Below are 24469 nucleotides of genomic sequence, written 5' to 3'. Positions count from 1 at the left end.
AAGTGGGAGGTAAAAATTCCCTTTGATATTTCTCTATAAAGAGATAGCTTTGGCTCAACGAAAATGGTCATGTTGGTAACAGAATAGCAGAAATAGTGATAATAAGATATTATGCTTCCACTAATTTTACATAGATGCCTCTTTAATACCTAAGTTATAATCCTATTCCCCATTTTTCTACTATATCCATAAGTCATAAAATTAAAACTTTGTACCCCCCAATTTCCACGAGTAACGACATTAAAAATATCATGACAAAAAGAATTTTACTAATCATATTCCTGGTTCTTGGAGTATGCGTCAGGAATTTTGCGCAGAACAAGCATTCTTTTAGCGTTAAAGCCGGAATCAATTTTACCGGTTTTCATACAGGAAGCTCCACATATACCGGAGAATTTGGAGTAAATGCGGGAATTTTGTATGAATACAGACTCTCCAGTTTTATTAGCCTTCAACCGGAAATGGTCTTTAGTCAAAAAGGAGGAGAATATAAAACTCCGGGAAACGAATGGTACGTATATGCAACATCTAAGCTCAACTATATTGATATTCCACTTATGGTCAAAATTAAGATACTTGAAAATATAAATTTTCAAGTAGGTCCCCAAATAGGTCTTCTGCTATCAGGAAAAACAGAGTATGAAGGAAAAGAAATAGGAACCGAAACAAACTTTTTAGATTTTGCCGTAAATGGAGGATTTGGTTTTGATGTATTCCAAAAATTTTTCATCCAAACCAGATATAGCTATGGCCTTTCGGAACTATTTAAAGATAAAAATTATAAAAATTCAGTAATCAGCTTATCTGTAGGATATAAGTTTATGCGCTAAATTTTCTGTTTAAATAAAACCGGAAATAAATGCAGACATCATTGTTAGAAGTTGATGGTGTACCACCGTCAAATGTCCAGTTCCAGGTTATTGGTTCGCCTGTGGTGCCATCTATCTACTCTACGGATTTATTTTGTTAATGCTGATAGCGCCGGCGGTGAAATTTGCCATTACTGCTGACCTTTTTTAAATGAAAGGCAAATTATTTAAAATATAAGCCACAAAGATTACTCCCTTCTGAAGTAAGCAAAAAGGGAAAAATCTCCTCGAATGCAATATTAATCGGTGTTCCAAAATTAATAGAGGGAAAGTCAGATTTTAAAGGTTTTATTATGATACCTGTAATGGCCGGAAAAGCTATGACATTTATGATGATACCCATAATCGAACAGTATAATGTATATGAATTGCGGGATGAAAAAACCTCCGAAACATTTATCATCGCCCATTCCAAAGATTCGGATGTATTACCACAGGAGAAAATTGTGATTGCCGGTGTAATAAAAGAACTTAAAACAAACAAAGATAAAAATGCTCCAGGCAGGAAATTTCTGGAAGCTATTTATCATATGGTCCCGGAATCTTATTAACCATATATAATCACCTGAACCCATGGTAATTACAACTTAATTAAAATCAAAAGAAAATCTGTAGAAGACCTACGTATTCTTAGCATATGTAGAGTATATCCACCTAAAATATCAGAATGGATAACGAAACTGAATTGTTTTTAAGATCGCTTCAGAATGGAGCCAGATGCAAGGAATCCATATTTCATCCGGAAATTCCACGCAGATTTTTTTTATAGAACGATTTAAAAGAAAACATACCGAAGAGGTGTTTTCAATAGTACCTCCTGGCCATCTCCATATTCCCAATCAGTTCTAAAACATTTGGAACATGGATGGTGTAGGTAACTTCAGGAGAATCTTAAAAAATTCATAATGTTAGCACGCACGGGATTATCATTTCTTACGCAGCAATATGTGTGGTAAAAAAGACATTTAACCTTTATATTACTGATAAATAGACAATTAAAATCAACCAATTTTAGCGCTACCTCCAAACCTTTGACCTTTTTTATAAATAAATAATAATTAAGCTATTTCCTGTTTTTTTTTGGCTCTTCGTTTTCTGTATCTTGTAAGCTGGCCTAAAAAAATTTGAAAGAGGAATATGAAGAATTTATGTATTATTGGTGGCGGAGCCTGTGGATCTGCTGCTTTTATTGAAATGGTGTTACAGATTTGTAGTTTAGGACTTCACGAAAAATTAAGCCTCACTTTGATAGAACGACGGGAAAAATTTGGGTATGGTATGGCCTTTGGGACACCCGAGAAATCCCATCTGCTCAATACCCGGGCCGATCTAATGGGCATCTACGCCAATGAACCAAAGGATTTTTCTGATTGGTTAAAAGCAAAAGATCAAAATCCTAAAGATATAAAAGGGGAAGGTTATACAGAAGCTGCCTATACCAGGAGAATTCTCTATGGAGAATATGTTTCTGAGCAATTGGAAAGATTCCGGCAGGTGGCAAAGGAACATAAAGTGCAAGTGAATTTTGTTCAGGAGGAAGCTGTAGATATTCACCGGCAAAAAGATGAGAAGCTTCATATAGAATTGGGTTCAGGCAAAATCATTAACAGCGATTTTGTGCTTTTGGCCCCGGGAACTTCAAAACCAAATAAATTTCGTGAATTAAGGCAGCATGATGGCTATATTGATTTTCCCTGGCCGGTAAACAGGATTGAAAAAACTATTAAAAAAGATGACGAGGTAGGAATTTTGGGAAGTAGCTTAAGCGCTATAGATACTGTAATGACACTTGTTAATAATGGTCATCGCGGAAAGATAAGCCTGATTTCCCATAAAGGGATCTTACCACGGGTACAACCTACACATAGCAATGTTTTCCACCGGAAACATCTTACTTTGGAGAACATCCATAAAATTCAGCGGGAAAAGCTGCATCCTCCCCGGGTAAAAGAGCTCTTCAGGCTCTATATTAAAGATGTGGAGGAAGCCGAAGGGAAGAAGATGGATTGGAAGAAATTCAACCGAAGTTCCAAACCTGCCAAAGAATTACTGGAGTATGATATTTCGGCTGCCGAAAAAGGAGGAGATTCCCTCTTAAATATCACCTATTCCCTGCGTTATGATGCCGGCGTGATTTGGAAGTGGATGTCACTTAAGCAGAAAAAAATCTTCAAGAAATGGCTGGGTACCCAGTGGGCGGCAAACAGGCACGCCATGCCCCTGCACAACGCCAAACAGATCCTTGAACTTTTTGAAAAAGAACGGCTTAGGGTGATCTCTCAAAACCGGGAGGTGAAATTTTCTAATGACAGCGGAAAATTCACAATGGAAACAAAATCGGGAGACATCTATGATTTCGATAAAATTATCAATGCAACCGGAACGGCTTCTGCATTAAAAGGAATGGACAATAAATTAATAGAAAAACTACTGGAAAAAAATATCTCACTCCCTATCCTGCCGGAGGTGCAAAAATTAACCCTCGTACCATGCAGGTAATTTCCGGGAAATCAGGAGAAAATTTATATGCGGTTGGACACCTGGTAAATGGGATGCTGCTCGATGTGGATACTGTTTGGTTTAACATTAAGACAATTAGCCGATTTGCAAGTGAACTGGTCTTTAAAATAAATGAAGATGAAGATATTTATTGAAATTTATTCCGGCTTACTTCCTTATTTATTATGCATCCCGTTGGGGTATTTTTTAAAGCGCAAAAATGTAATTGCTAAAAGGTATATTCATAAACCTTTAATATTTATACTTATACCGCTTTTACTTATAGATAAAGTGCTTGAAACAGAATTTTCAAGCCTTATTATCCTTTCCATAATGGGTTTTATTGTGGCTTTAATAATAAATATTCCTGCAAGTTGGGTAAGCAAAAAGTATAATGGACTTGATGATCCACTGCTCAAAAGCGGCTATTCGTTTTTTAATGTGCTTTTTTTCGGGATTCCCACTGTAATGGCCGTTTTTGATCAGGATGCCGTGACTACTCTTATTTGCATCTACCTGGGTACCGGTCTTTATGGGTATACCTTTGGTTATACAATGGTGGCTAAATCAAAGTTTGGTACCAGGAAATCTATACAGGAGGCTTTAAAAGTTCCTTTTATTTATGCTTTTGTACTTGCCATAGTATTAAAAATTTTAAACTATGAAATCCCCGAAGCCGCTTCCCCTGTTCTGGATGTACTGGGGGTGGTTGTTTCAGTAGCAGGAATGACGATTCTGGGAATGAATATCACCGGTGTAAAATTTAAAGGACTGGATGTTTCTTATTTTTCAAAAGTATTAGGCGCAAGAAGTTTGAGTGCAATCGTAATTACTGCAGCTGTTCTGGCTATAGAATATTTCTTTGTAGACGGATTAAGTTCTCAGGAACGGGAGGTATTTACCCTCCTTCCGCTTTTTCCTACAGCAGCAACCTTAACTGTTTTCGCTTCTATGCTGGGATCTGAGGAAAAAGATTCAGCAATATTTGTGTGTCTGTCTATGCTCTTGTCCCTGATCCTGGTTCCACTTGCAGCCTTGTTCTATCAATAATTCAGCATTTCACGAAAAATTGGGACCTACAGGCTTCCCTCCTATTCCAGATTCAAATACCGAAACGTTGATCCTGGGGACGCTGCCGGGAGATAGATCTTTAGAAGTAGGGGAATATTTTGCCCAACCCAGGAACAGATTTTTTGAAGATCATTTCGTGTATCACTGGTAATCCGGTTACAGAAAATTATTCAGAAAAAAGAGAACTTTTACATAAGAGCGGATTGGAGTATGGAACGTGCTTCAACCGGGAGCATAATAACAAGTTAAAAAAGAGCCCCCTCAGCTTAGCTGATTCATTTAAGCATGAATGTTTAAATGTGAATTGGTTCTTTCCATAGAGGATGCGCAGGAAAAATTTGATAATTGGAGAGAAGATTATATGGATTAAGGTCACGTAGTTCATTGGGAGTTATGTCCCCTACGAGTATTTGAAAAGAGTCAAAATAGCTCAGTTTTTTCTACACTCCTCGACTTTACCAAATCCTGCCGATTAGCTTTATGATCAACAACATGATAAAACCAACAATTAAACCAATCAGAAATTCAACAAGAATATCGGGTAAATTAGCAAACAAATCGTGTAGGAAATGAATATTATGCACAAAAATCCCTCCCGAAACCAAAAGCAGTGCAATAGTGCCAATAATGGACAAGCTCTTGATAATTTTTGGAAGGGCACTTATTAAGAATTTACCAATTTTATCAGAAAAACTATTATCTCTATTATTTAAATCGATTAGCCTAGCACCAAATTCATCCATTCTCACAATAAGTGCAACAATACCATATACCCCAACTGTGGCTACCAACGCAATTAGAGAAACTACAATAATTTGGGTCGGTAATGGTTCTGCTCCAACTGTTCCCAAAGCTATTATAACAATCTCTACGGAAAGTATAAAATCGGTTAACACTGCCGATTTAATTTTTTCCTTTTCTATGCTTAAAACTTCTTCTTTAGAAATTTTTTCAAGTTTAGGTGCTTCATTTTCATTAGAATGCGGAAAAAAATATTCGAAGATTTTTTCAGCACCTTCGTAAGCCAGATAAAGACCTCCAATAAGCAATATTATAGTAATAGCAGATGGTAAAAAGGCGCTTAGCAAAAATGCCAGGGGTAAAATTATAAGCTTATTTAAAAATGAACCTTTTGTAATTGCCCAAAGCACCGGTAATTCCCTGGACGACATAAATCCTGATGCCTTTTCTGCATTCACAGCTAAATCGTCACCTAATATTCCTGCTGTTTTCTTGCCGGCAACTTTTCCCATTACAGCCACATCATCCATTAAAGTTGCAATATCGTCGAGAAGGGCAAAAAATCCTGTGGCCATATTTTAGTTATATTTTCGAGAGCAATATACGCGTATTTATTATTTGAAATCAATTCAAAGTCTATATTAATATTTATAAATTACCCCAATCTATTCATCTATTTAAATAAATTTTTCCCGGGAAAACCCACGGGTCATTTAAAAGAAACACGTTTTCAACTTTAAACATTTACTAAAGAGGCAAGCCTCGGGGTATTTACCCTCTTAGAATAAAATTTATTAAAATCAACTATCCCCAATGTACCGATGTAATTCGCTGGTTTCACCTGGGTCTCTGAAACAAAACCTAAATTTTGTATTTCCCTTCATTCTGAACTGTGAAAAATCAGTTCCCGCCTCTCCCCAGGGAGAGGTAAAGCTGAAACCCCAAAGCCGAGCCATCAGGCAATTTTTAAATTAAAAAAGAAATTATCTAAAAGTAAACTTTGTCAATGCGAGCAAAGCCGGGAGCTTTATAAATTCCTAGTCTTCAATTTGCCTTTCGATTTCGAGTTGATAACATACCTCTATACCTTCCTTAAACCATCTTCTTTAAAATGTTTTACAGCCTGTTGAACAATAATGCCTGCAGGATTGAAATGAATTTAAGAAGTTTCAGTTTCTTCTAAAACTTCTTCGTTTAGATTTTCGTCTTTATCTATAACATTAGCTTTCTCTAACTTTTCCTCTTCTTCAGAAAAATATGGAAAAACATCAAGAATTGGAGATTCTGTAATGGCAGGGATCGAATAATCTCCCATGGTGTTTTCCATAGCTTTGGTAGTATTTTCAAAAGCTTCTTTTACATCATTAGCCTGCACCAGCAAATACATATTAGTTTTCTTCTCCTTTCCACTCTCCTCATCGAGAGCCACCAGTGAAACCTTGGACTTAAACCAGCAATCGGAATTTTCGAATGGATGTACTTCCGAAAAATTCGCAAGCTTTATATTCATGATCCTGAAATCCTCGCTTGTGTATGCGGTCATTTCTTCACTAATTCTCGCTTCTGCTTCTGTATAAGATACCGCATCTAACAAATAGGTATCTGTGGTTACTTTTTGTTCTCCTGTTTCATATCTTTTAGTATATTTTACCTTACACTCATACCAAATTACGCTCATAGTTTTCTTTTTAAGGGGGCCAAAAATATAATTTAAAACAGGTTTAATAAATAATCTGTTCAATAGATATTCACAATTTTCCCTCCATCAGAGAAACAATGTACTATAGCAAATTTAGAATTTCAAAATCCTATAACATCAAAACGGCTTTTACTTATTCTCTCCTTTTTGCTTATAGACAAAACTAATAATTTGTCACTGAACAAAGTACTTTGAAAATCAACGGCCCTATTATTCTTATATTTTTATTGTTTCAGATCAAGATAGGCTATGTAAAATATAGGTGGTAATTTTGAGGTTTTTGTGATCTACTTTAGATATAACTATTTACGTTCTTCATTAACATCATTTCATATCCAGCATAAAATTTGGTATATTCTGTTTCCAACCAAAATAACAAAACATTGACAAAGTCAGCAGCTAATTATATAAGAGACAATAAACATATCTTAATTGATTCCTGGGAAAAAGCAGTGAACGGGGAGATATCTGCTTCAGAAAATACCCAGTCGCTCGTGTTGCGCAATTTGCTACCGACTTTACTTCATGATGTTGCAAGTATTATGGGGCGTTTTACCGACCGTGAAGATTTTTTGAAAAATGAAAAATGTGAAGAGATTGTCGAGAAGAGTCTTGATCATGGAAGACATAGAGCTGCTTCTTCTCAATATACTGTAAAACAAATTATTGACGAATATATCATCCTCAACCGCATTTTGGTCGAAACATTGATTCCTCAGAAATTATTTAATACAGATATCAGCATTATTATTACATTTTGCCTGGAAACCTCTATGTCGCATTCCATTAGTTCCTTTAACGATTCCCTTCAGGAAATGCGGGAAAAGCTTGTAGGTACATTGGCTCACGATGTAAGAAATCCTATTTCTGCAGCTTATTTCGCCCTGGATGTAATGAAATTACAAAGAGAGGAGGAACAGTTTGAGAATACAAGAAAAATGGCCCAGGAGAGTCTTCGCAAATCTCTTGATTTACTGGAAGGCCTGCTGGATGCCATAAGTGTGGAGGCAGGCGAAGGAATTGCTCTCAATTTCAGGAAAAGCGATATTGTAGAAAAGGTAAAAGCGGTACAGGAAGAAGCTACCGAAATTTATTCCAATAAAATTAAGATTGTTTGTGAAGCTGAAAAATTAATTACAGTGTTTGATCCTACTGCAGTAGGCAGAGTTCTGGAAAACCTGCTCACGAATGCGGTGAAGTATGGCGGACTTGATCAAGCCATTACCATTTATGTTGACTATAACGAAGAAAATGTTATTCTAAAAGTCCATAACCACGGAAATCCTATCTCCCCAAAAAACCAGAAAATAATCTTTGATTTTCTAAACCACAGCGAAGAACAGCCGGGAAAACTTAAAAGCTGGGGAATGGGGCTTACTTTCGTTAAAATGGCGGCAAAGGCTCATGGTGGCCACGTGGAACTAAGTAGTGACCATGAAAACGGAACCACTTTTTTTGTCTTCCTTAGCAGGCATTCCAACAAACCGGGCAAAGTTCGTTCAAAACTGAATTACGGGGAGTAAATAAATTATTGGAGTGTTGATTAAGTTGAATTTTATAGGCCTACCTTTATTCTAGCATTATGTCTATCTGCTCTATATATATAAATAATTATTATTTAAACCCTCTCCTACTCTGCTTCTTTTAATATCTATATCAAGATCATTTAAATTCCGAAATCGATTGCATATAAGGAATAATCATTTATCTTATGCCAAAAATTTCTTCTCCAGAAGGACTTCAGAAATTGAAGCCTAATTTAAATAATGAAGATGAATGACAATTTAAAATATTTCCTGTTTCTTCCGGTTTTTCTTTTTCTGACCTTAATTCCGGCTTGCGGGCAGGAACAATCTCTACCTCAATATCATTTTGAAACATTGGACAGAATTCCCACACAACGGGCTGTAGCCAGCATCTCTCAGGACAGGCAGGGATTTATATGGATGGGAACAAATGGATTAGGCCTAAATAAATACAACGGTTTAGATTATACCTCATATCAATATAAAGAGGGGGATAGTACAAGTTTAAGTAATTCTCTTATACATACCACTTATGTGGATAAAAAAAACAGGTTATGGATTGGTACAGAAACAGGTCTTGACCTTTACAACAGAGATCAGGATAACTTTATTCATATTAACCTGCTGGAAAAATCTAAACATACCAGTATATCAGTACAGGCAATACTTGAAAATAAAAATGGAGACATTCTGGTTGGCACGCATCAATACGGGCTGTTTAAACTGAATCCTTCTACAATGGAAGCATTCAAAGTGGAAACTACAGGTATAAGCGTGATGAGAAATTTCTTAATAAACAGTCTAGCTCTTTTTGATACCAGAATATTTATAGGAACAAAAAACGGACTATTTGAATATGATGAAGAAGAGGGCCTAATGGCACCTCTTAAATTTACAACTTCAAGTGGAAAAGAAAAAATAGCAGCCCATATTCAGACTATGGAAGTTGATACCAAAGGCACAATTTGGATAGGTACTAAAACAAAAGGTCTTTTTAAAATTGATGGAAATGAGAATGGCCGTTATGTGATTGAGCATTTCCCTATTACTTCTAAAAGAATTCTATCGTTGTTGGATACTCCACGTAAAACGATTTTGTGTGGGACAGAAAATGACGGCATGTTTGAGATAGACAGGAATGGAAAGATTATAAATCATTACCTCAACAAGAAATTTGATGATAATGGCATAAACTCCAATTCGGTTTGGTCTTTATTTCTTGATAACCAGGAACGTGTATGGATTGGACATTATAACAATGGCGTGGGTGTATACGATAAATTATATGACAAATTTGCTGATATTAAAAGCAAAGCTAATTATCCTAACTCCCTTCAATCCAGTTCTGTAACAGGAATCCTTAAAGATGAAGAAGGAAGATTATGGATTGGTATGGATGGCGGAGGAATAGACGTTTATAATCCTGAAACCGGGGCTTTTACCCACTTATTGAACAATAAAAACAAAATTGCAAACGGACTTGATTCCCCAGATGTTCAAACTCTTTTTAAGGATAGTAAAGGAAATATATGGGTGGGGACCTGGGATTATGGCATCTACTATTTAGAAAAAGATTCAGATACTTTTATTAATTATTCTGTTCAAAATACCAATGGTGAAATAGCTACAAACCGCATATTGAGTTTTTCCGAAGATTCACATGGAACAATATGGATAGGTACTTTTTCCAGGGGTATTCATTCTTTTAATCCTGAATCAGGGAAATTCCGAACTTATGACGGAGAGCTTTTTATTACCAGAAGAATAAGTTACAGTGATGTTAGAAGGGTTTATGTAGACAGCGAAGACCATGTTTGGATTGGGGGAAATGAAGGACTTTTTAAATTGAAGGTTGTTGATGGGGAATTTCAACTAGAAACAATGTCATCAAAGTTTTATAAAGATGACAACCAAAGCTATAAGAGCCTGATCCTTGATATTTACGAAGATTCTTCAAAAAATATCTGGATTGGAACCGATGGTGCCGGCCTTTGCAGATATGATATGAAGAAGAATTCCTTTTCCTGGGTAAAACCTGAAAGTGGATTCAATAAGCTAACTGTATCTTCTATTATGCAGGATAATAACGGTTCCATATGGGTAGCTGGTAACAATGGATTAACCCAAATGGATAAAAGCAAAAACACGCTGAAAAATTTTTCCATTAATGATGGTTTGCTTAGCAATGACTTTAATAATAATGCCGTTTATAAAGATGCTACCGGTACCCTTTACTTTGGATCTTATGAAGGCGTTAATTTCTTTAATCCGGAAAACCTGACAATTAATACAAATCCCTCACCGGTTTACTTAACAGATCTTAAAATCTTTAATCAGTCGGTTTCGCCAGGAAAAGAAGATTCTCCCCTGGAAAAAGTTATCTCCCAAACAAAAAAAACCACTCTTAGCCATGGGCAGTCTGTATTTACTATAGATTATGCTGCTATAGATTTTACAAGGCCCGAAAAAATTCAATTTGCCTATTATCTTGAGGGTTTTGAAAACCACTGGAATTATGTCCAGAATTCAAGGAGTGCTACATACACAAACCTGCCGGCAGGAAACTATACCTTTAAAGTAAAAGCTACTAACAGTGATGGTATTTGGGATAATAATCCAACCACTTTAAAAATAGAAATTTTACGACCCTGGTGGTTTACCAATCTTGCTATTGCATTATACATCTTTTCATTTATGGTGATTTGCTATCTTGTATACCGGTTTATTAACTCGCGTGTTAAAATTAAACGTGCTATAGAACAGGAACGGGCAAGGCACCAACAGGAAGAGGCTCTAAATGATAAAAAAATACAGTTTTTCACTAATATTTCCCATGAATTCAGGACACCATTGACGCTTATAATGAGCCCACTGGAAGATATATTGGATGAAGCAGAACTTTCCGAAAAACTAAAAGGCAAAATAAATATTATTAATAAAAATACTATAAGATTAAAACGGCTGATTGATGAATTAATGGATTTTAGAAAGCTTCAGTTAGATAGCATTCCCCTGAATATATCGTCTTTTAGTATTAATGATCTTCTGGATGAAATCACCGAATATTTTAGAGAAGAAGCTCAGCAAAGGAATATTGTGCTATCGCTGGAAATAAATAATGATATCAGTTTGATATGGGCAGATAAAAGCAAACTTGAAAAAATACTTTTCAACATCCTTTCAAATGCTTTTAAGAGCACAACTAACAATGGAATTATAACAGTGGTAGTAGACAGAAAAGAAAATTATATTTTTAAACATTCAGATATACAATTTCCCCAGGAGGCACTGGAAATAAGTATTGAAGATACCGGAAAAGGAATACATCCTGAAGAAATCACCAAAATTTTTGACCGGTTTTATCAGATAAAAGAGCGGAATGAACAATATTATGGCGGCACAGGAATAGGCCTGGAAGTAGTGAGAAGTTTTGTTGATCTTCACAAGGGTGATATTGAAGTTGAAAGTGAAATAGGAGTTGGTACAAAATTCAAAATTCTTCTTCCTTTAGATAGGAATCAATATGACTTATCAGATATTAAAGATCCGGAGCCGGTAGAGATTCAGCAAAAAAAAGAAATTCCGCAGATTGTTTCTTTCGATACTACTGAACATCATAAAAAAACCCTATTAATTGTAGAAGATAACATTGAATTAAGGGCATACATTAAACAGGAATTAGAAGCCACATATAAAATAGTGCTTGCTGAAAATGGCCGGGAAGGTCTGGAACAGGCTAAAAAATATATGCCCGATGTAGTGATAACTGATGTTATTATGCCTGTAATGAACGGATATGAATTTTGCTCATTTTTGAAAAAGGATTTAAAAACAAGTCATATTCCGGTGTTAATGCTTACAGCAAAGGCAATGACAGATGATTGGGTGGAAGGGCTGGAAGCAGGAGCAGATGTTTATTTAAATAAACCCTTTGAAATGAAGATCATGCGCTCCAACCTGAAACAACTAATTACCAACAGGGAACTGTTGTTTTCCAAATATATGGGAGGCTTCAATAATACTGAGGTTGAGCCAAATTCCACTTCTCTTGATCAGCAATTTATTCTAGAAATTATAAAATTTACCAAGGAAAATATTAAGGAAAATAATTTAAATGTAGAGAAACTGGCTGATGAATTTAACCTGAGCAGAAGTCAGCTTTACAGAAAAATAAAAGCCCTAACTGGCCTCACGGCGAATGAGCTCATTAGAAAAATACGCCTTGAACGTGCTAAGGAACTGCTTGAAGAAATGGAGAATCCTTCTATTAGTGAGGTAAGTTACAATGTAGGCTTTTCCTCTCCCTCCTATTTTTCTAAATGCTTTAAAGCACATTTTGGTGTGCTGCCCAAAGAAGTTAAGGATGAATAATTCAGTAATTAATCTTACCCCATTTTCATAAAAAATCAGGGAAGTAGAATGGACCCTAATATTTGAAACCACAAATGTAAGCCAGTAATCCCTCCAATTACTCCACCTAATATAAATGTAAGCTGAATCTTCCTGGATATAAATCCAAAAATAACATACGCTGATATTACTATTCCAATAATCCCTAAAACAATTGAAAAAGTACCAGGGAAAAAATTAAGATATTCCGAAACATGTTTTTCATATCCCCCAAAATAGCTGCCTTTATAAAATATCAACTCATCGCCAACTGAATGAACAAGATTAAATACTTCCCTTAACGAGATGATAAGAGAAAGACAGCTATCCAGTTAATAATTTTAATCCATTATTTGAATAGACAGTTGCCTTGGGATTAAAATAATAAATCCAATTAAACCGGTGAGGATAGTTTGTAAAGGTCCGCCTATTGGAACCAGGAAACCATGGAATTTCAACTTTTTTAATTCAGATGCTAGAAGGATTTTTTCTTTGAAATTGAAGTCATTTGCAATTGCTGTTCTATTTTCAGCATATATAGTATATATTTTATCGATCAAAATGGAGTTATCATAATTAATACTTCTAAAATGAAGGGTGGATTTATAACCAAGGAATTCAGCAACAGCAATATGCCCAAATTGATGAGTTAAAGTTCCAATAACAGTAAATGCCATAAAAGAATATATAGAAATTATGAGCTCTTTGGGGTAGATATGAATTTTCATATTTATTTTGCCAAAGTTTATTTTTTACCATTCCGAATTATTCAATTTAATTATATCCATTCTCTTCCCTGATATTTAAATATTTGTATCTGGCACAAAAAGATATGGGACTATTCAATAGCAAATTAACCATAGTACATTTATGCTTTACCTAAATGTTTTGAACAATCTCCGGAATAAAAAAACCGGGCATTGACACCCGGTTTTAACTTTAATTATGAATTCTGCTATTCAAAACTTAATATTCCAATTCTCCCGTAAAATCTTCACTTACATCACGACCAGCAAGCCCATCGGCTACTCCTTTATAAGCATTTTTTCTTTCATAATCTGCATTCCACACATTTGGTGACTCTTCTGGTAACCAGAATTCGTGTTCATTTTCATTATCAGAAATATTCCATATAGTAATGCCATATTGCTGTGCATCCGGGATATACTGGTTAAAAGAATCTATTACAAACTGGTACATATCTGCCTGATCGGCTAATTGTTCTGCCGTTGGAGAGGCCGTGCCTAATCTAACGTCAAGCTCAGAAATTTTAATCATTTTTCCTGTACCCGCAAGTTTTTGGAACATACTTGTAATATTTTCTCTACTGGTATTCAGGGAAACGTGCATTTGCGTACCAATACCATCTACAGTAGCACCTTCACTTTCAATGTACTGAACATACTCAATTAATCCATCTAATTTTGCCGGGCTGGATTCTAAGTTATAGTCATTAATAAAAAGTACATCTGATGGCTCAGCGTATTGACGCGCCAGATTAAATGCGGTTACCGCATAATCCTTCCCTAAGTACTTAACCCAATAAAAATCATCACTGGCTGCATCTGTAACATTACCATCACGAAGTGAACCGCCTTCCCTCATCGGTTCATTTACAACATCCCAGGCAGTTACTTCATTCGTATAATGGGTAACCATTTCTGATATCCAATATTCCATAGCCTCACCAATTTTTTCAGCTTTTTCTTCTTCAGGCATTTCTATGATAACCGGACCGGATCCCGTGGCTACTTCACCTGAGGTTAGCACTACATCATCGATATAAAAAGTAGTTGCGGTTTGTCCAAAATCAAAAACAAAAGTGTCATTACCTGCCGTAGGTGTTACAGTTCTTGTGATTTGCGTCCAGGTTGTACCTATTTCAATAGGTCCGGAATATTGAGCAGAACCTCCCTGGAGTTGAACCTGAATAGTAGCCGGTGCGTCTGCTTTCACATAAAAAGAATAGGTATATTCAGTTCCTTCCTCCAAGGGTTCGCTTAGAGCAAAAACTTGTTGTGCTTCGTATAATTGTGCTTCAACAGGGTTCATTAGCACCATTGCATAACCGCTATTGCCATAGCCTTCTCCTTCAGCAGAGACTGCTCTTGTAGATCCGTTTCCATAGCCGTTCCAGTCATCAAGGTTACCTTCTTCAAAATCCCCATTAGTAATAACATTTACAGGCGCTGCCTCTGTGTCCAGATCTACCACACTAATGTTATTTACATCAACATAATATGTTACATCTGGCAAATATCCAAGGTCAAAGGCAATACTAAAAGTGTCTCCTTGAAAATCACTGATAGAAAAATTAACCTGTTGCCACTGGGAAGTTGTTTCAAAAGCCTCTGTATTATCTCCTCCGGAATTATACCAATCCTTATAAGGATAATTATTTTCTAATCCACTAAAAGAAATACGCCCCTGTCCAGGCTGGTCAGATCTAATGTAGAATGAAATTTCATAGTTATGCCCTTCTACTACTGGAATATCCGGGGTTGTAAGCTGCAAATTGTGAGGTTGTGAAGAACCAGATCCGGCAATGAGCTTAATTGCTTTTGAATCACTCGCCAGACCTTCCCCCTCAACAATGGTTATGCCAGCCCCTGGATTAGTTTTTGTCCATTCGGTAAAGGTGCCATCTTCCAGTCCCGATATATCCAGTGCATTTGAACCTGAAGTTCCCGGGATTACTGTAGGAGCGATCAAGCCGTTTAGATAACTTGCGTTCTGATTAGCATGCCATACCAAAGTATGGCCATAAACGCTAAGCCCTGCTTCATTCGTTTTTGCTATAAAATCATCTATGGGGTCAAAATTAATTTCTCCTTCCGAATTTACCATGGCACCATGCTTCATGGCATAACCTACAGTAACCTCATCAAAATTTTCATTAACAATATTGCCATAGGTCTCATTATTCATATATAGATCCAGTACAATTCCTGCACCCAAAACATAATTTGAATAGGTTTTCAGAGCATCATACCGACTAATTTTTTCTTCCAGTTGCAAGGGTAATTCTGCCGTGGTTACCTCATTTGCTTCATCCCTTTCCTCCCATTCCATGATCTCCTCTTCACAGGATGCAAAGAGAATGGAAGAAAGAACAGCTATAAATAGTATATTCTTGTATTTCATGTTTATTATTTTAAAATTTATTCTTCAGGAAAATCTGTAACTGTAGGCGTCTCCAAAGAAACAATTCGCCAGTTATCGGTGTAAACCTGTACTGAAGTTTCCGAAGATGGAAATTCCATATCATCACTACTCCTGCCGGTTACATCACTTAGATTAAAATCGGAGTTTTCAAAGAAGATACCGAAATTCTTATAAGTAGCGGATTCCCGGTATTGCAGAAGATCTTCAAAAGTGTAATCTTCACCATCATTAAATAGATAAAAGTCCGTAAAAGGAATGCTTACCGTTCTCCAGCCTTCGGTTTCAAATGGCTCTACTTCCCCATCTACAATCCATGGTACATAATTGTAAACTCCACCGCTCCATTCACCTCCGTTGAAGTTATTAATCAACAGGATTTTTAAATATCCACTTCCTTCCCAGGGTTCGGGTACGTAAATATCAAATTGGAAGGCAACTTCCTCCAGTGGAGTATTTGCCGGAATAAATGGAGTGAATTGAGAACGCCAGTTTTCATTCCCTGATGTAAAAACCTCAGCCACACGATTTCTTCCAGCAGCAAAAGCAGGAATAGTATCATTGCGAAGTGGTAAATAATTTCCCTGAGAAACATTTCCCATACCAATTGGCTCCGATTCTAATTGCCCCTGGCGAATGGTTGTGCCAAATTCACCAAGTTCTCCCATCCCGTCAAAATCCAGTATAATACCTCTTTCCACATTAAAATAAGCAGGGGAATAAGCGTTTCCATTTGTAGTCTCTACATACAGCGAGCCTCCGTCTTCAGAAACTCCCTCAGGAACTGTTACAGTAAAAAACTCACCATCTTCTTCATCGTAGGTAATTCCCTCGGTTACCTCCACATCACCTGGAAATACAACGCTACTCACCTCTATTAAACCTGTACCATAAACTGTAATTTCTTCTCCGGAACTGGGTAAAGTATTAGATATCTCTGTAATGGTTGGTGCTGAAGATCTTATTTCAAAATCAATAGTCGTCTCGCTGTTGTCTTTTACGAGCCGAATAGTATTACGAACATCTTCTTCAGCTTCAATTGTTGGTGTATCTGATGATACCCGGATAAGCATTGAATTATCAGAAACGTAGACGGGATTAAATGATGTTTCAAAACCATTAATAAATGCACGTCTTACACCGGTAAACCTAGAACCTTCAAGACGTAACAGTTGTCCCAGCCTGGCGAAATTCACCTCCCTATCCGGAACATTTGAATCCACATCTTGAAGATACACACTATTTACCGTAATCTCACCTCCGGCTGCATCATCATCGCTGGAACAAGCGGTAATTAGCAGGGCCATGAAGATCATCCCCAAAAAGGAGAAACAGGTCCTGTTATTTTTATTTAAAATATTTTGCTTCATCTTATTTTCAAATTTTGTTTGTTTTCAATTTTTACTGAAATAACTCATCAGTTAATCTTTCTTCAGTGAATTCATAAGGTACAGGTTCCTCTCTCAACAATGGATTTTGAACCACTTCAGATTCGGGATAAGGCAAAAGAAATATACTTCCATCTGCATCTCCCACAGCACGGGTAGTCACATCACGTGTTTCGTCTATAGAAACCGTATTGGTTTCGGCCTCATAAGTAAATGGGGTTATAACATCCCGTTCCTGATTATCTATATAACTGATAACTTCCTGTTGCTCATAATAAGCCCATCTAACCAGATCATACCAAAATTGGCCTTCCATAGCAAGCTCTACCCTTCTCTCATGAAGGATATCCTCAAAAGTAAGACTGGATTTCGGTTCTAACCCGGCTCTCTCACGTAATGCATTTACATACATTAAAGCTGTTGGATCACTGGTTGAAGCATTATTGCCTAAAACTGCTTCGGCATAATTTAAATAAACCTCACCTAACCTTAACATATAAGTATTTAAACCAGAATTTTGCCTTGTAATATCCGGATTATCACTATTAGAGCCTACTACCCCCTTTTTTACATTTACATAAGTGTTTTCGTGGTCTACAAGATAACCACCGTTCGCCTGATTTATTTCAGGATAAAAATCTCCATCGGCCATCCATGTGGCCTGACGGCGTAAATCATTTGTTTCATATTCCTGCAGGACGTCATACGAAGCACGGGTGTAATAACCATATGCAGCATCGTCACCTGTGATTTCTGATCCCAGGGCAAAATATGACTGGTGTGTATTGTTAACCCCATATTCTCCATTTGGAACCCACTGTAACGCAAACATAGACTCAGAATTATTATTATTTTCTATCATAAATAAATCTTCATAATCTTCCAGGAGCGAATAAGGCCCTTCATTGATAACCCTGGCTGCAGCCATTTGAGCTAAATCGAGAAGTTCTTCATCTCTCATACCACTATTTGGGTTGTCACTTAAACCTGAATAAGAAAGGTAAACACGGGATAGCATTCCGTAGGCACTATAACTACTTACTCTTCCGGCCTGGCCGGCCTGTTCCGGTAAGTTCATGGCGGCGTACTCCAAATCCCGAATGGCAAATTCAAAAACATCATTACGGGGATTTTTGTTTACAATAGGATTATTAATAATTGCCGCCTGGCTTGTTGTAATAATAGCATCTCCCCACAGGGAGGCAATATACCAGTACGCGGTGCCCCTCATAAATCGGGCTTCAGCGATGTATTGGCTTTTCAATTCTTCATCTACACTGCTTTCAGTTATCGCAGCAATAGTATTATTAGATTGCTGAATCACAATGTAAAACGATCTCCATGCTTCCACCAGAGGACCGGTAAGTCCGGTTTCAGTTAAATCGCTAAACGGATAAACATAATCTGAAAATGGCGCGTATAAATTATAAGAGCGGCCATCTCCTAATCCAAAATAAAATTTGTCATTAAAAGAAAACCATACTCTATTGTAAAGAGGTGCCGTTGCCGCCCTGAAATCTGCTTCAGATTGAAAGAAGTTTTCCCTGGCAATCTGGTCGTTAGGTTCTATTTCCAAATCTTCGCTACAGCTATAAGAAGCAACGAATAAAGTTGCTAAAAATAGCCTGATAAATAATTTATTTATACTCATAGTAATTTTTTTTAAAAATTGACATTTAAGCCTACAGTAATAATTCGGGGTGAGGGATATCTACCATTATCTATTCCTGTTAGCAGCGCATCCTGGTTAATTGACCCCACTTCAGGATCAAATCCTGAATATTTGGTAAACGTATATACATTTTGCAGGTTGGTATATAATTTAAGGTTAAGCAGTCCAAATCTTTCTACCCAATCCCGCGGAAAATTATATCCAAAGGAGATATTCTGAATTCGCAAATAAGAGCCATCTTCCAAAAACCTGTCGCTATACCTAAAATTTGAAGTTGAGGCTGCGGAAGAAGCAGCAATTCTTGGCATATGAGGATCTCCATCCACAATCTGCACATTTCTATAATCATTAGGCCCATCAGGATCAATTAACCCCAATTCGGCATAACCAAGAGCCGACTGTAATAGATTAGTATTTTCACGCGGGTTTTCTAAAAAGCGCCTCTGATAATTCACCACTTCATTGCCGTACAACCCGGAAAGCTGAACATTTAAATCAAAACCCTTATAGCTAAAGGTATTCCCAATACCATAGCTAAAGTCTGGCAAAGGATTGCCGATATAGTCCCGGTCCTGTTCATTAATAACTCCGTCTTCGTTTATATCTTTAAAAATATAATCTCCAATCCACACACCGTTTTCACCAATTTCCAGCCCTTCCGGCAACGCGGTAGGTACTACTTCCCCTTCCTCATTTCTATAATAGAAATCTGTAGCTTCTTCAAAGCGGCCTATTACTTTATAACCATAAAACTGGCCGATTGGTTTACCAACTGCTGTCCTGGTAACAATGGTAACATCTGATCCCTGTTGTAGCGTCCTGTTTAAGATACCTGTCTCTGTTGCTAAGCCTAAAACTTTATTTCTATTAAGGGTAAATACAAGATTTGTTCTCCAGGAAAAATCACCCTTATCTACATTAACCGTATTCAGTGTTAATTCAACACCTTTATTTTCAAGAGAACCAATATTTACATATGGAGCAGAGGTTGCACCTACACCTGAAGTTCCGGAGTAGTCCGGATAAGGAGCCAGCAGTAATAAATCTTCGGTTTTTTTATAATAAATATCTGCAATAAATTCAAGACGGTTATTGAACATATTCAGGTCCAATCCAATATTACTGGAATAAGTAGTCTCCCACTGCAAATCCGGGTTCGCTGTATTCGAAGCCAAAAGTCCTGCCCCAAACGGAGTTGCTGAAGCTCCATAAATAGAAGTAAAGGCATAATTAGGAACACTTTGGTTACCCACAGCTCCATATCCCAAACGAAGTTTGAAATTGTTAATATATTCATTGTCTTTCAAAAACTCTTCATTGGAAACCCTCCATGCCAGTGCTGCTGAAGGAAACCATCCCCAGCGATTCTCTTTGGCAAATTTTGAAGAGCCATCATATCTTAATGTTGCAGTTAGCAAATATCTGTCATCAAATGAATAGAAGGCCCTGGCAAAATAGGAATTTAGGGAACTTCTAAAACTGGCGTTTGAATTTCGGGCAGTAGTAGCATCTCCCGCATTTAAATCTGTAGCTCCATTGGTTAAATAACCTGAACGGTAGCCGTAAAGATTTTCGTAATTAGATTCCTGGTACTCCTGGCCGAGTATTGCATTGATATTATGATTTCCAAAGGCGCGGTCATAGGTTAGAACATTTCGAAAATTGAAGTATTTGTTATAGGTTTTTGTTCTTGTACCTTCCCTGACATCATTTACAATTGCCCCAAATTCATACGAAGGATTAAATGTGTAGGCGTTTGAAAATCCGTAATCTATAGAATATTCCGATCTAAGTTTTAGTCCTTCTATAAAATCGATTTCAGCAAAAGTATTTGCCCTTATCCCTGCGCTTTCATTGCTGTTATCTCTAATACTTGCCAAACCTACAGGGTTGTTTTGCGTAAACTCATCCGTAACAGGACCATCAAAGGTACCTTCAGAATTACGCACGGCCACGTTTGGAGTCTGTCTTAAAGCGGTTAAAATAAGGGACTGATCAGAAAAAGTTGTAGTTTGATTTATATTATTAAAAGCGAAATTTATACCTGCCTTTAAGTAATCCTTCAATTGGGAATCAAAAACTCCTCTTAAGTTAAGCCGCTCAAAAGAAGATCCAAGTGCAATCCCCTCCTGATCAAGATACCCTATACTCATAGCATACGTGTTCTTCTCGCTGCCCCCGGAAATTGAGAGGTTATGACTTTGCATCATAGCCCTGGTAAACATTTCATCCTGCCAGTCTGTTCCCTCACCTAACAAATCGGTACGTATAAATTCAGGGTCTTGCTGAACAATGTCCAGATCGGCCCTGGTATTTTTAAGGATTGCATAATCCTGAAGGTTAAGCAGGTCAAGTTGTTTAGGTAATTCCTGATAGCCAATGTAACTATTAAGGTTTATAGTAGCTTCTCCGTTTTTACCTCTTTTAGTAGTAATCAGAATTACCCCATTAGCCGCCCTTGATCCGTATATAGCAGTAGCAGAAGCATCTTTTAAAATATCTATGGAAACAATATCTGAAGGATTAATTGATGCAAAAGCATTTTGACCAGCCTGCCCTGTATTACTGTCCACTATAACTCCGTCTATTACAAAAATAGGCTCATTAGAACCTGTAATAGAACTTATCCCCCTAATACGAATAGAAGAACTGGCACCAGGCGCTCCACTGTTTTGCTGAATCTGAACCCCTGCAGCACGACCCTGCAAAACCTGATCTATTGTGGTGGGAATAGATTCTTCAATCGCATCTTCGGAGACAGAGACTACCGCACCCGTAACGTCACTTCGTTTCATGGTTCCGTACCCCACTACAACCACCTCATCCAAAGAAGATACGTCTGTTTCTAAAGTAGTATTAATCTGGGTTTGGCCATTCACAGGCACTTCTTTTGCTTTGTACCCTACAAAGCTAAAAACAAGTACACCATCAGAAGGAACGTTACCAATGGTATAGTTTCCATCAAAATCACTAACCACTCCATTAGCAGTTCCTTTCAACATAACCGTAACTCCCGGTATAGGACCGTTTTCATCAGTAACGGTTCCTGTAATCGTACTTTGCGCGAACGCAGTAAAACTAATCAGGCTTAAAAGACCAAAGAGATAAACGCTTCGAATCTTAAAGCTCAATTCATTGAGTAAATGTTTTGTCATTTTTCTAAGTTATTTAATAACAATTTTTAGATCATAATGGATAATATCCATATTGTATAGCATGAATTTCTATCCGGGTAAATAATTCAGAAACATAAAATTCAGGATTATTTACGAAATCGATTGATTAATAATTTATAGTTAATAAATCTTAATATTTAGAAAACAAATATATCGGGCTAACTTCAAAAGAAATAACATATTTGTTGCAACTGTACATAAATTTTGAAGCATTACCCTTAAAACCTGGGGTTTTGAAGAGATTCCATTTTTCCCATCACTATAATGCTTTCATAATACCATGCATCCATTTGCCTACTGCTTCTTTTAAAATTTGTTCTTATGGTTTCTTCCTGATCAAAAATTGGAAGCTAACCTTACCTGGTGTTTCTTTCTGCTTTGAGCCTTAACTCTTAATCTGTTCTTTTACGAAGGTTGCTGAAGGCAAAACCTCTGAATATTCCTCTGAAAAAATTAAGGGCAGGTAATTATAATTGAAAAATTTTGGGTTTCCACCTTCCGCACCTCATGGAAATAAACTAATATTGTCCAGATTTTCGGTTACAAATGCTTTATTAAGTTTTGTATTAAAAGGGAATCAGGTGTAAATCCTGAACAGTTCCCGCTGCTGTAAATCCCTCCTGGTATTTCCGGGGAAAATCTTTTTAATAAAACCACTGTCTTTTATAGATGGGAAGGATTAAAAAGAGGGATAAGTCAGAAGACCTGCCAAAAATCAAAAAACAAAGCTTTCGGGAGTTATTGCTTTGGGTAGATCTTCTATTCTTCTTATACCCCCTGCCGTTTTGTTTTGTAAACAAGTTAATTTTAACTATTAATTTTAATACAAATCAAATGCAACAAAAATTATCTAATTATCTGTTTATTTTTATTGGAGGAATTTTTCTTTTCTCCTCGTGTAGTAAAGATGATGATCCTGGACTAACACCAATGGAATTTGCCAATTCTGATTATCAGGAAAATTATGAAGTTACTTTAGGAGATACTTTAGTGGTGGAGCCTGAAATTTTGAATGTTTCACAAATCACAAGCTTTAGCTGGGAATTAAATGAAGAACAAATTTCAACCGATCAAATCCTGAATTATGTTGCAGATGAATCAGGAACCTTTTCTCTCACATTTAAAGCAATAGCAGATAATGACTCTGTGGTTAGAAATTATCAGGTTACAGTAAAGGATCCTATACAATTTGCCAATCCTGATTATGAGGAAAATTATGAAGTTACTTTAGGAGATACTTTAGTGGTGGAGCCTGAAATTTTAAATGCTCCACAAACCACAAGCTTTAGCTGGCAAGTAGACGAAGAAGAAATCTCAAATGATCAATTCCTCAATTATGTTCCTGATGAATCCGGGACATTTTCTCTTCAGTTTAAAGCAAAAGCAGAAAATGATTCTATTATCAGGACTTACCGGGTGACTGTTAATGATCCTTATGAGTTATATTTCAGACCAAAAACAGAAAGTAGTACCGAATTTATTTCAGATATACTGGAGTACAAACCTGCACCGGGACAGCACATAAATGAAAATTATGGATCTCCTGAGGATGCAGAAAATATTATTGGTGGAAAATCCAACATCCTTTCATTGGGAGCATGGGGTGGACATGTGATTTTTACTTTTGATCATACTATTGAAAACATAGCTGAACAAAAAGATTTCGTAATTTATGGGAATGCGATGAGTGGCCTTTCTGAACCGGGAATTGTACAGGTTTCTTTTGATGAAAATGGTAATGGTATTCCAGATGATACGTGGTATGAGCTGGCAGGGAGTGCCCATAATAAGGAAGAAACATCCTTAAATTATGAGCTTACCTATACAAATCCTGATGAATATGCCAATGTTCCCTGGCTGGATAATCAGGAGAATCAGGATAGTGTTATGATAAATTCCTATCATACCCAAAATTATTATCCGCAGTTCATTGAAGAACAGGAGGAAGTAACATTTGCAGGCACAAGAGTTTATCCTACCATAAATACCGACGGATTTGTATCCATTGATGCCCTGGAATGGGGATATGTAGATAATTTTGATGCCGATTACAATATCTATGGAGGTAACGCCATGGAAATTGATTGGGCAGTTGATGCGAACCTTAATCCCGTTGAACTAAGAGGGATCGATTTTATAAAAGTTTACACAGGAGCCCAGGGAGACGCAGGTTGGTTAGGAGAAATTTCTACAGAAATTAAAGGAGCATCGGACCTTTCAATGGTAGATTAAAGAAAGAGAAAATTTTCTGTACCTGATAAAATTGCTATTCAAAAG

At 36.8% G+C, this 24469-nt stretch carries 15 protein-coding genes and 1 riboswitch; of the genes, 8 read left to right on the top strand and 7 right to left on the bottom strand.

Annotated elements, in window-relative coordinates; all coding sequences use genetic code 11:
* Positions 1 to 251 precede the first annotated feature (251 nt).
* The 5 genes from RM539_RS16120 (at position 252) to RM539_RS16100 (ending at position 4418) form a co-directional block, all read left to right on the top strand.
* The gene (locus RM539_RS16120; RefSeq protein WP_311504444.1) at positions 252 to 830 is read left to right on the top strand and encodes a porin family protein; all 579 of its coding nucleotides are present in this window, start codon (positions 252 to 254) and stop codon (positions 828 to 830) included.
* Between the two features lie 332 nt (positions 831 to 1162).
* Positions 1163 to 1420 (top strand): hypothetical protein, encoded by a 258-nt coding sequence (locus RM539_RS16115; protein ID WP_311504443.1) that lies wholly within the window; start codon positions 1163 to 1165, stop codon positions 1418 to 1420.
* 586 nt (positions 1421 to 2006) lie between these two features.
* Positions 2007 to 3368: an FAD/NAD(P)-binding protein gene (locus tag RM539_RS16110; RefSeq protein ID WP_311504442.1), complete on the top strand. Its 1362-nt coding sequence runs from the start codon at positions 2007 to 2009 to the stop codon at positions 3366 to 3368.
* Entirely contained in the window at positions 3359 to 3523 is a 165-nt protein-coding gene (locus tag RM539_RS16105; protein ID WP_311504441.1) for a hypothetical protein, read from the top strand. Before RM539_RS16110 ends, RM539_RS16105 begins: the two co-directional genes overlap by 10 nt.
* A complete protein-coding gene (locus RM539_RS16100) occupies positions 3507 to 4418 on the top strand; it encodes an AEC family transporter (protein WP_311504440.1) in 912 nt (303 codons plus the stop codon). The genes RM539_RS16105 and RM539_RS16100 overlap by 17 nt, the downstream gene beginning before the upstream one ends.
* 476 nt (positions 4419 to 4894) lie before the next feature.
* On the opposite strand, the gene RM539_RS16095 is transcribed toward RM539_RS16100, so the two are convergent.
* Together RM539_RS16095 and RM539_RS16090 are read right to left on the bottom strand one after the other, a co-directional pair.
* Positions 4895 to 5755 carry a DUF808 domain-containing protein gene (locus RM539_RS16095; RefSeq protein WP_311504439.1) on the bottom strand — a complete coding sequence of 287 codons (861 nt, stop codon included), beginning with the start codon at positions 5753 to 5755 and terminating at the stop codon, positions 4895 to 4897.
* A gap of 584 nt (positions 5756 to 6339) precedes the next feature.
* Positions 6340 to 6858, bottom strand: a complete 519-nt coding sequence (locus RM539_RS16090; RefSeq protein ID WP_311504438.1) for a DUF4494 domain-containing protein — start codon at positions 6856 to 6858, stop codon at positions 6340 to 6342.
* Between the two features lie 404 nt (positions 6859 to 7262).
* On the opposite strand from RM539_RS16090, the gene RM539_RS16085 reads away from it, so the two are divergent.
* Both RM539_RS16085 and RM539_RS16080 read left to right on the top strand, forming a co-directional pair.
* On the top strand, positions 7263 to 8402 hold the full coding sequence (locus tag RM539_RS16085; protein WP_311504437.1) for a sensor histidine kinase: 1140 nt from the start codon (positions 7263 to 7265) through the stop codon (positions 8400 to 8402).
* A gap of 249 nt (positions 8403 to 8651) precedes the next feature.
* Positions 8652 to 12776 carry a hybrid sensor histidine kinase/response regulator transcription factor gene (locus RM539_RS16080; RefSeq protein ID WP_311504436.1) on the top strand — a complete coding sequence of 1375 codons (4125 nt, stop codon included), beginning with the start codon at positions 8652 to 8654 and terminating at the stop codon, positions 12774 to 12776.
* Between the two features lie 359 nt (positions 12777 to 13135).
* On the opposite strand, the gene RM539_RS16075 is transcribed toward RM539_RS16080, so the two are convergent.
* From RM539_RS16075 to RM539_RS16055, 5 genes are all read right to left on the bottom strand, one after another.
* The gene (locus RM539_RS16075) at positions 13136 to 13522 is read right to left on the bottom strand and encodes a hypothetical protein (RefSeq protein WP_311504435.1); all 387 of its coding nucleotides are present in this window, start codon (positions 13520 to 13522) and stop codon (positions 13136 to 13138) included.
* Positions 13523 to 13760: 238 nt separating this feature from the next.
* Positions 13761 to 15938, bottom strand: a complete 2178-nt coding sequence (locus RM539_RS16070) for an endo-1,4-beta-xylanase (protein WP_311504434.1) — start codon at positions 15936 to 15938, stop codon at positions 13761 to 13763.
* A gap of 17 nt (positions 15939 to 15955) precedes the next feature.
* A complete protein-coding gene (locus RM539_RS16065) occupies positions 15956 to 17326 on the bottom strand; it encodes a glycan-binding surface protein (protein ID WP_311504433.1) in 1371 nt (456 codons plus the stop codon).
* Positions 17327 to 17357: 31 nt separating this feature from the next.
* Positions 17358 to 18995 (bottom strand): RagB/SusD family nutrient uptake outer membrane protein, encoded by a 1638-nt coding sequence (locus RM539_RS16060; protein WP_311504432.1) that lies wholly within the window; start codon positions 18993 to 18995, stop codon positions 17358 to 17360.
* A gap of 11 nt (positions 18996 to 19006) precedes the next feature.
* A complete protein-coding gene (locus RM539_RS16055) occupies positions 19007 to 22171 on the bottom strand; it encodes a SusC/RagA family TonB-linked outer membrane protein (RefSeq protein WP_311504431.1) in 3165 nt (1054 codons plus the stop codon).
* Between the two features lie 541 nt (positions 22172 to 22712).
* Positions 22713 to 22919: riboswitch (cobalamin riboswitch) on the top strand.
* A gap of 107 nt (positions 22920 to 23026) precedes the next feature.
* Between RM539_RS16055 and RM539_RS16050 the strand changes: the two genes are divergently transcribed.
* Positions 23027 to 24424 (top strand): PKD-like domain-containing protein, encoded by a 1398-nt coding sequence (locus RM539_RS16050; protein ID WP_311504430.1) that lies wholly within the window; start codon positions 23027 to 23029, stop codon positions 24422 to 24424.
* Positions 24425 to 24469 lie beyond the last annotated feature (45 nt).

The organism is Autumnicola musiva (genome assembly GCF_031846585.1).
GTDB classification, from domain to species: domain Bacteria; phylum Bacteroidota; class Bacteroidia; order Flavobacteriales; family Flavobacteriaceae; genus Autumnicola; species Autumnicola musiva.
Note: the sequence above shows the minus strand (reverse complement) of the source record. Positions and strands in the feature narration are given on the sequence as shown.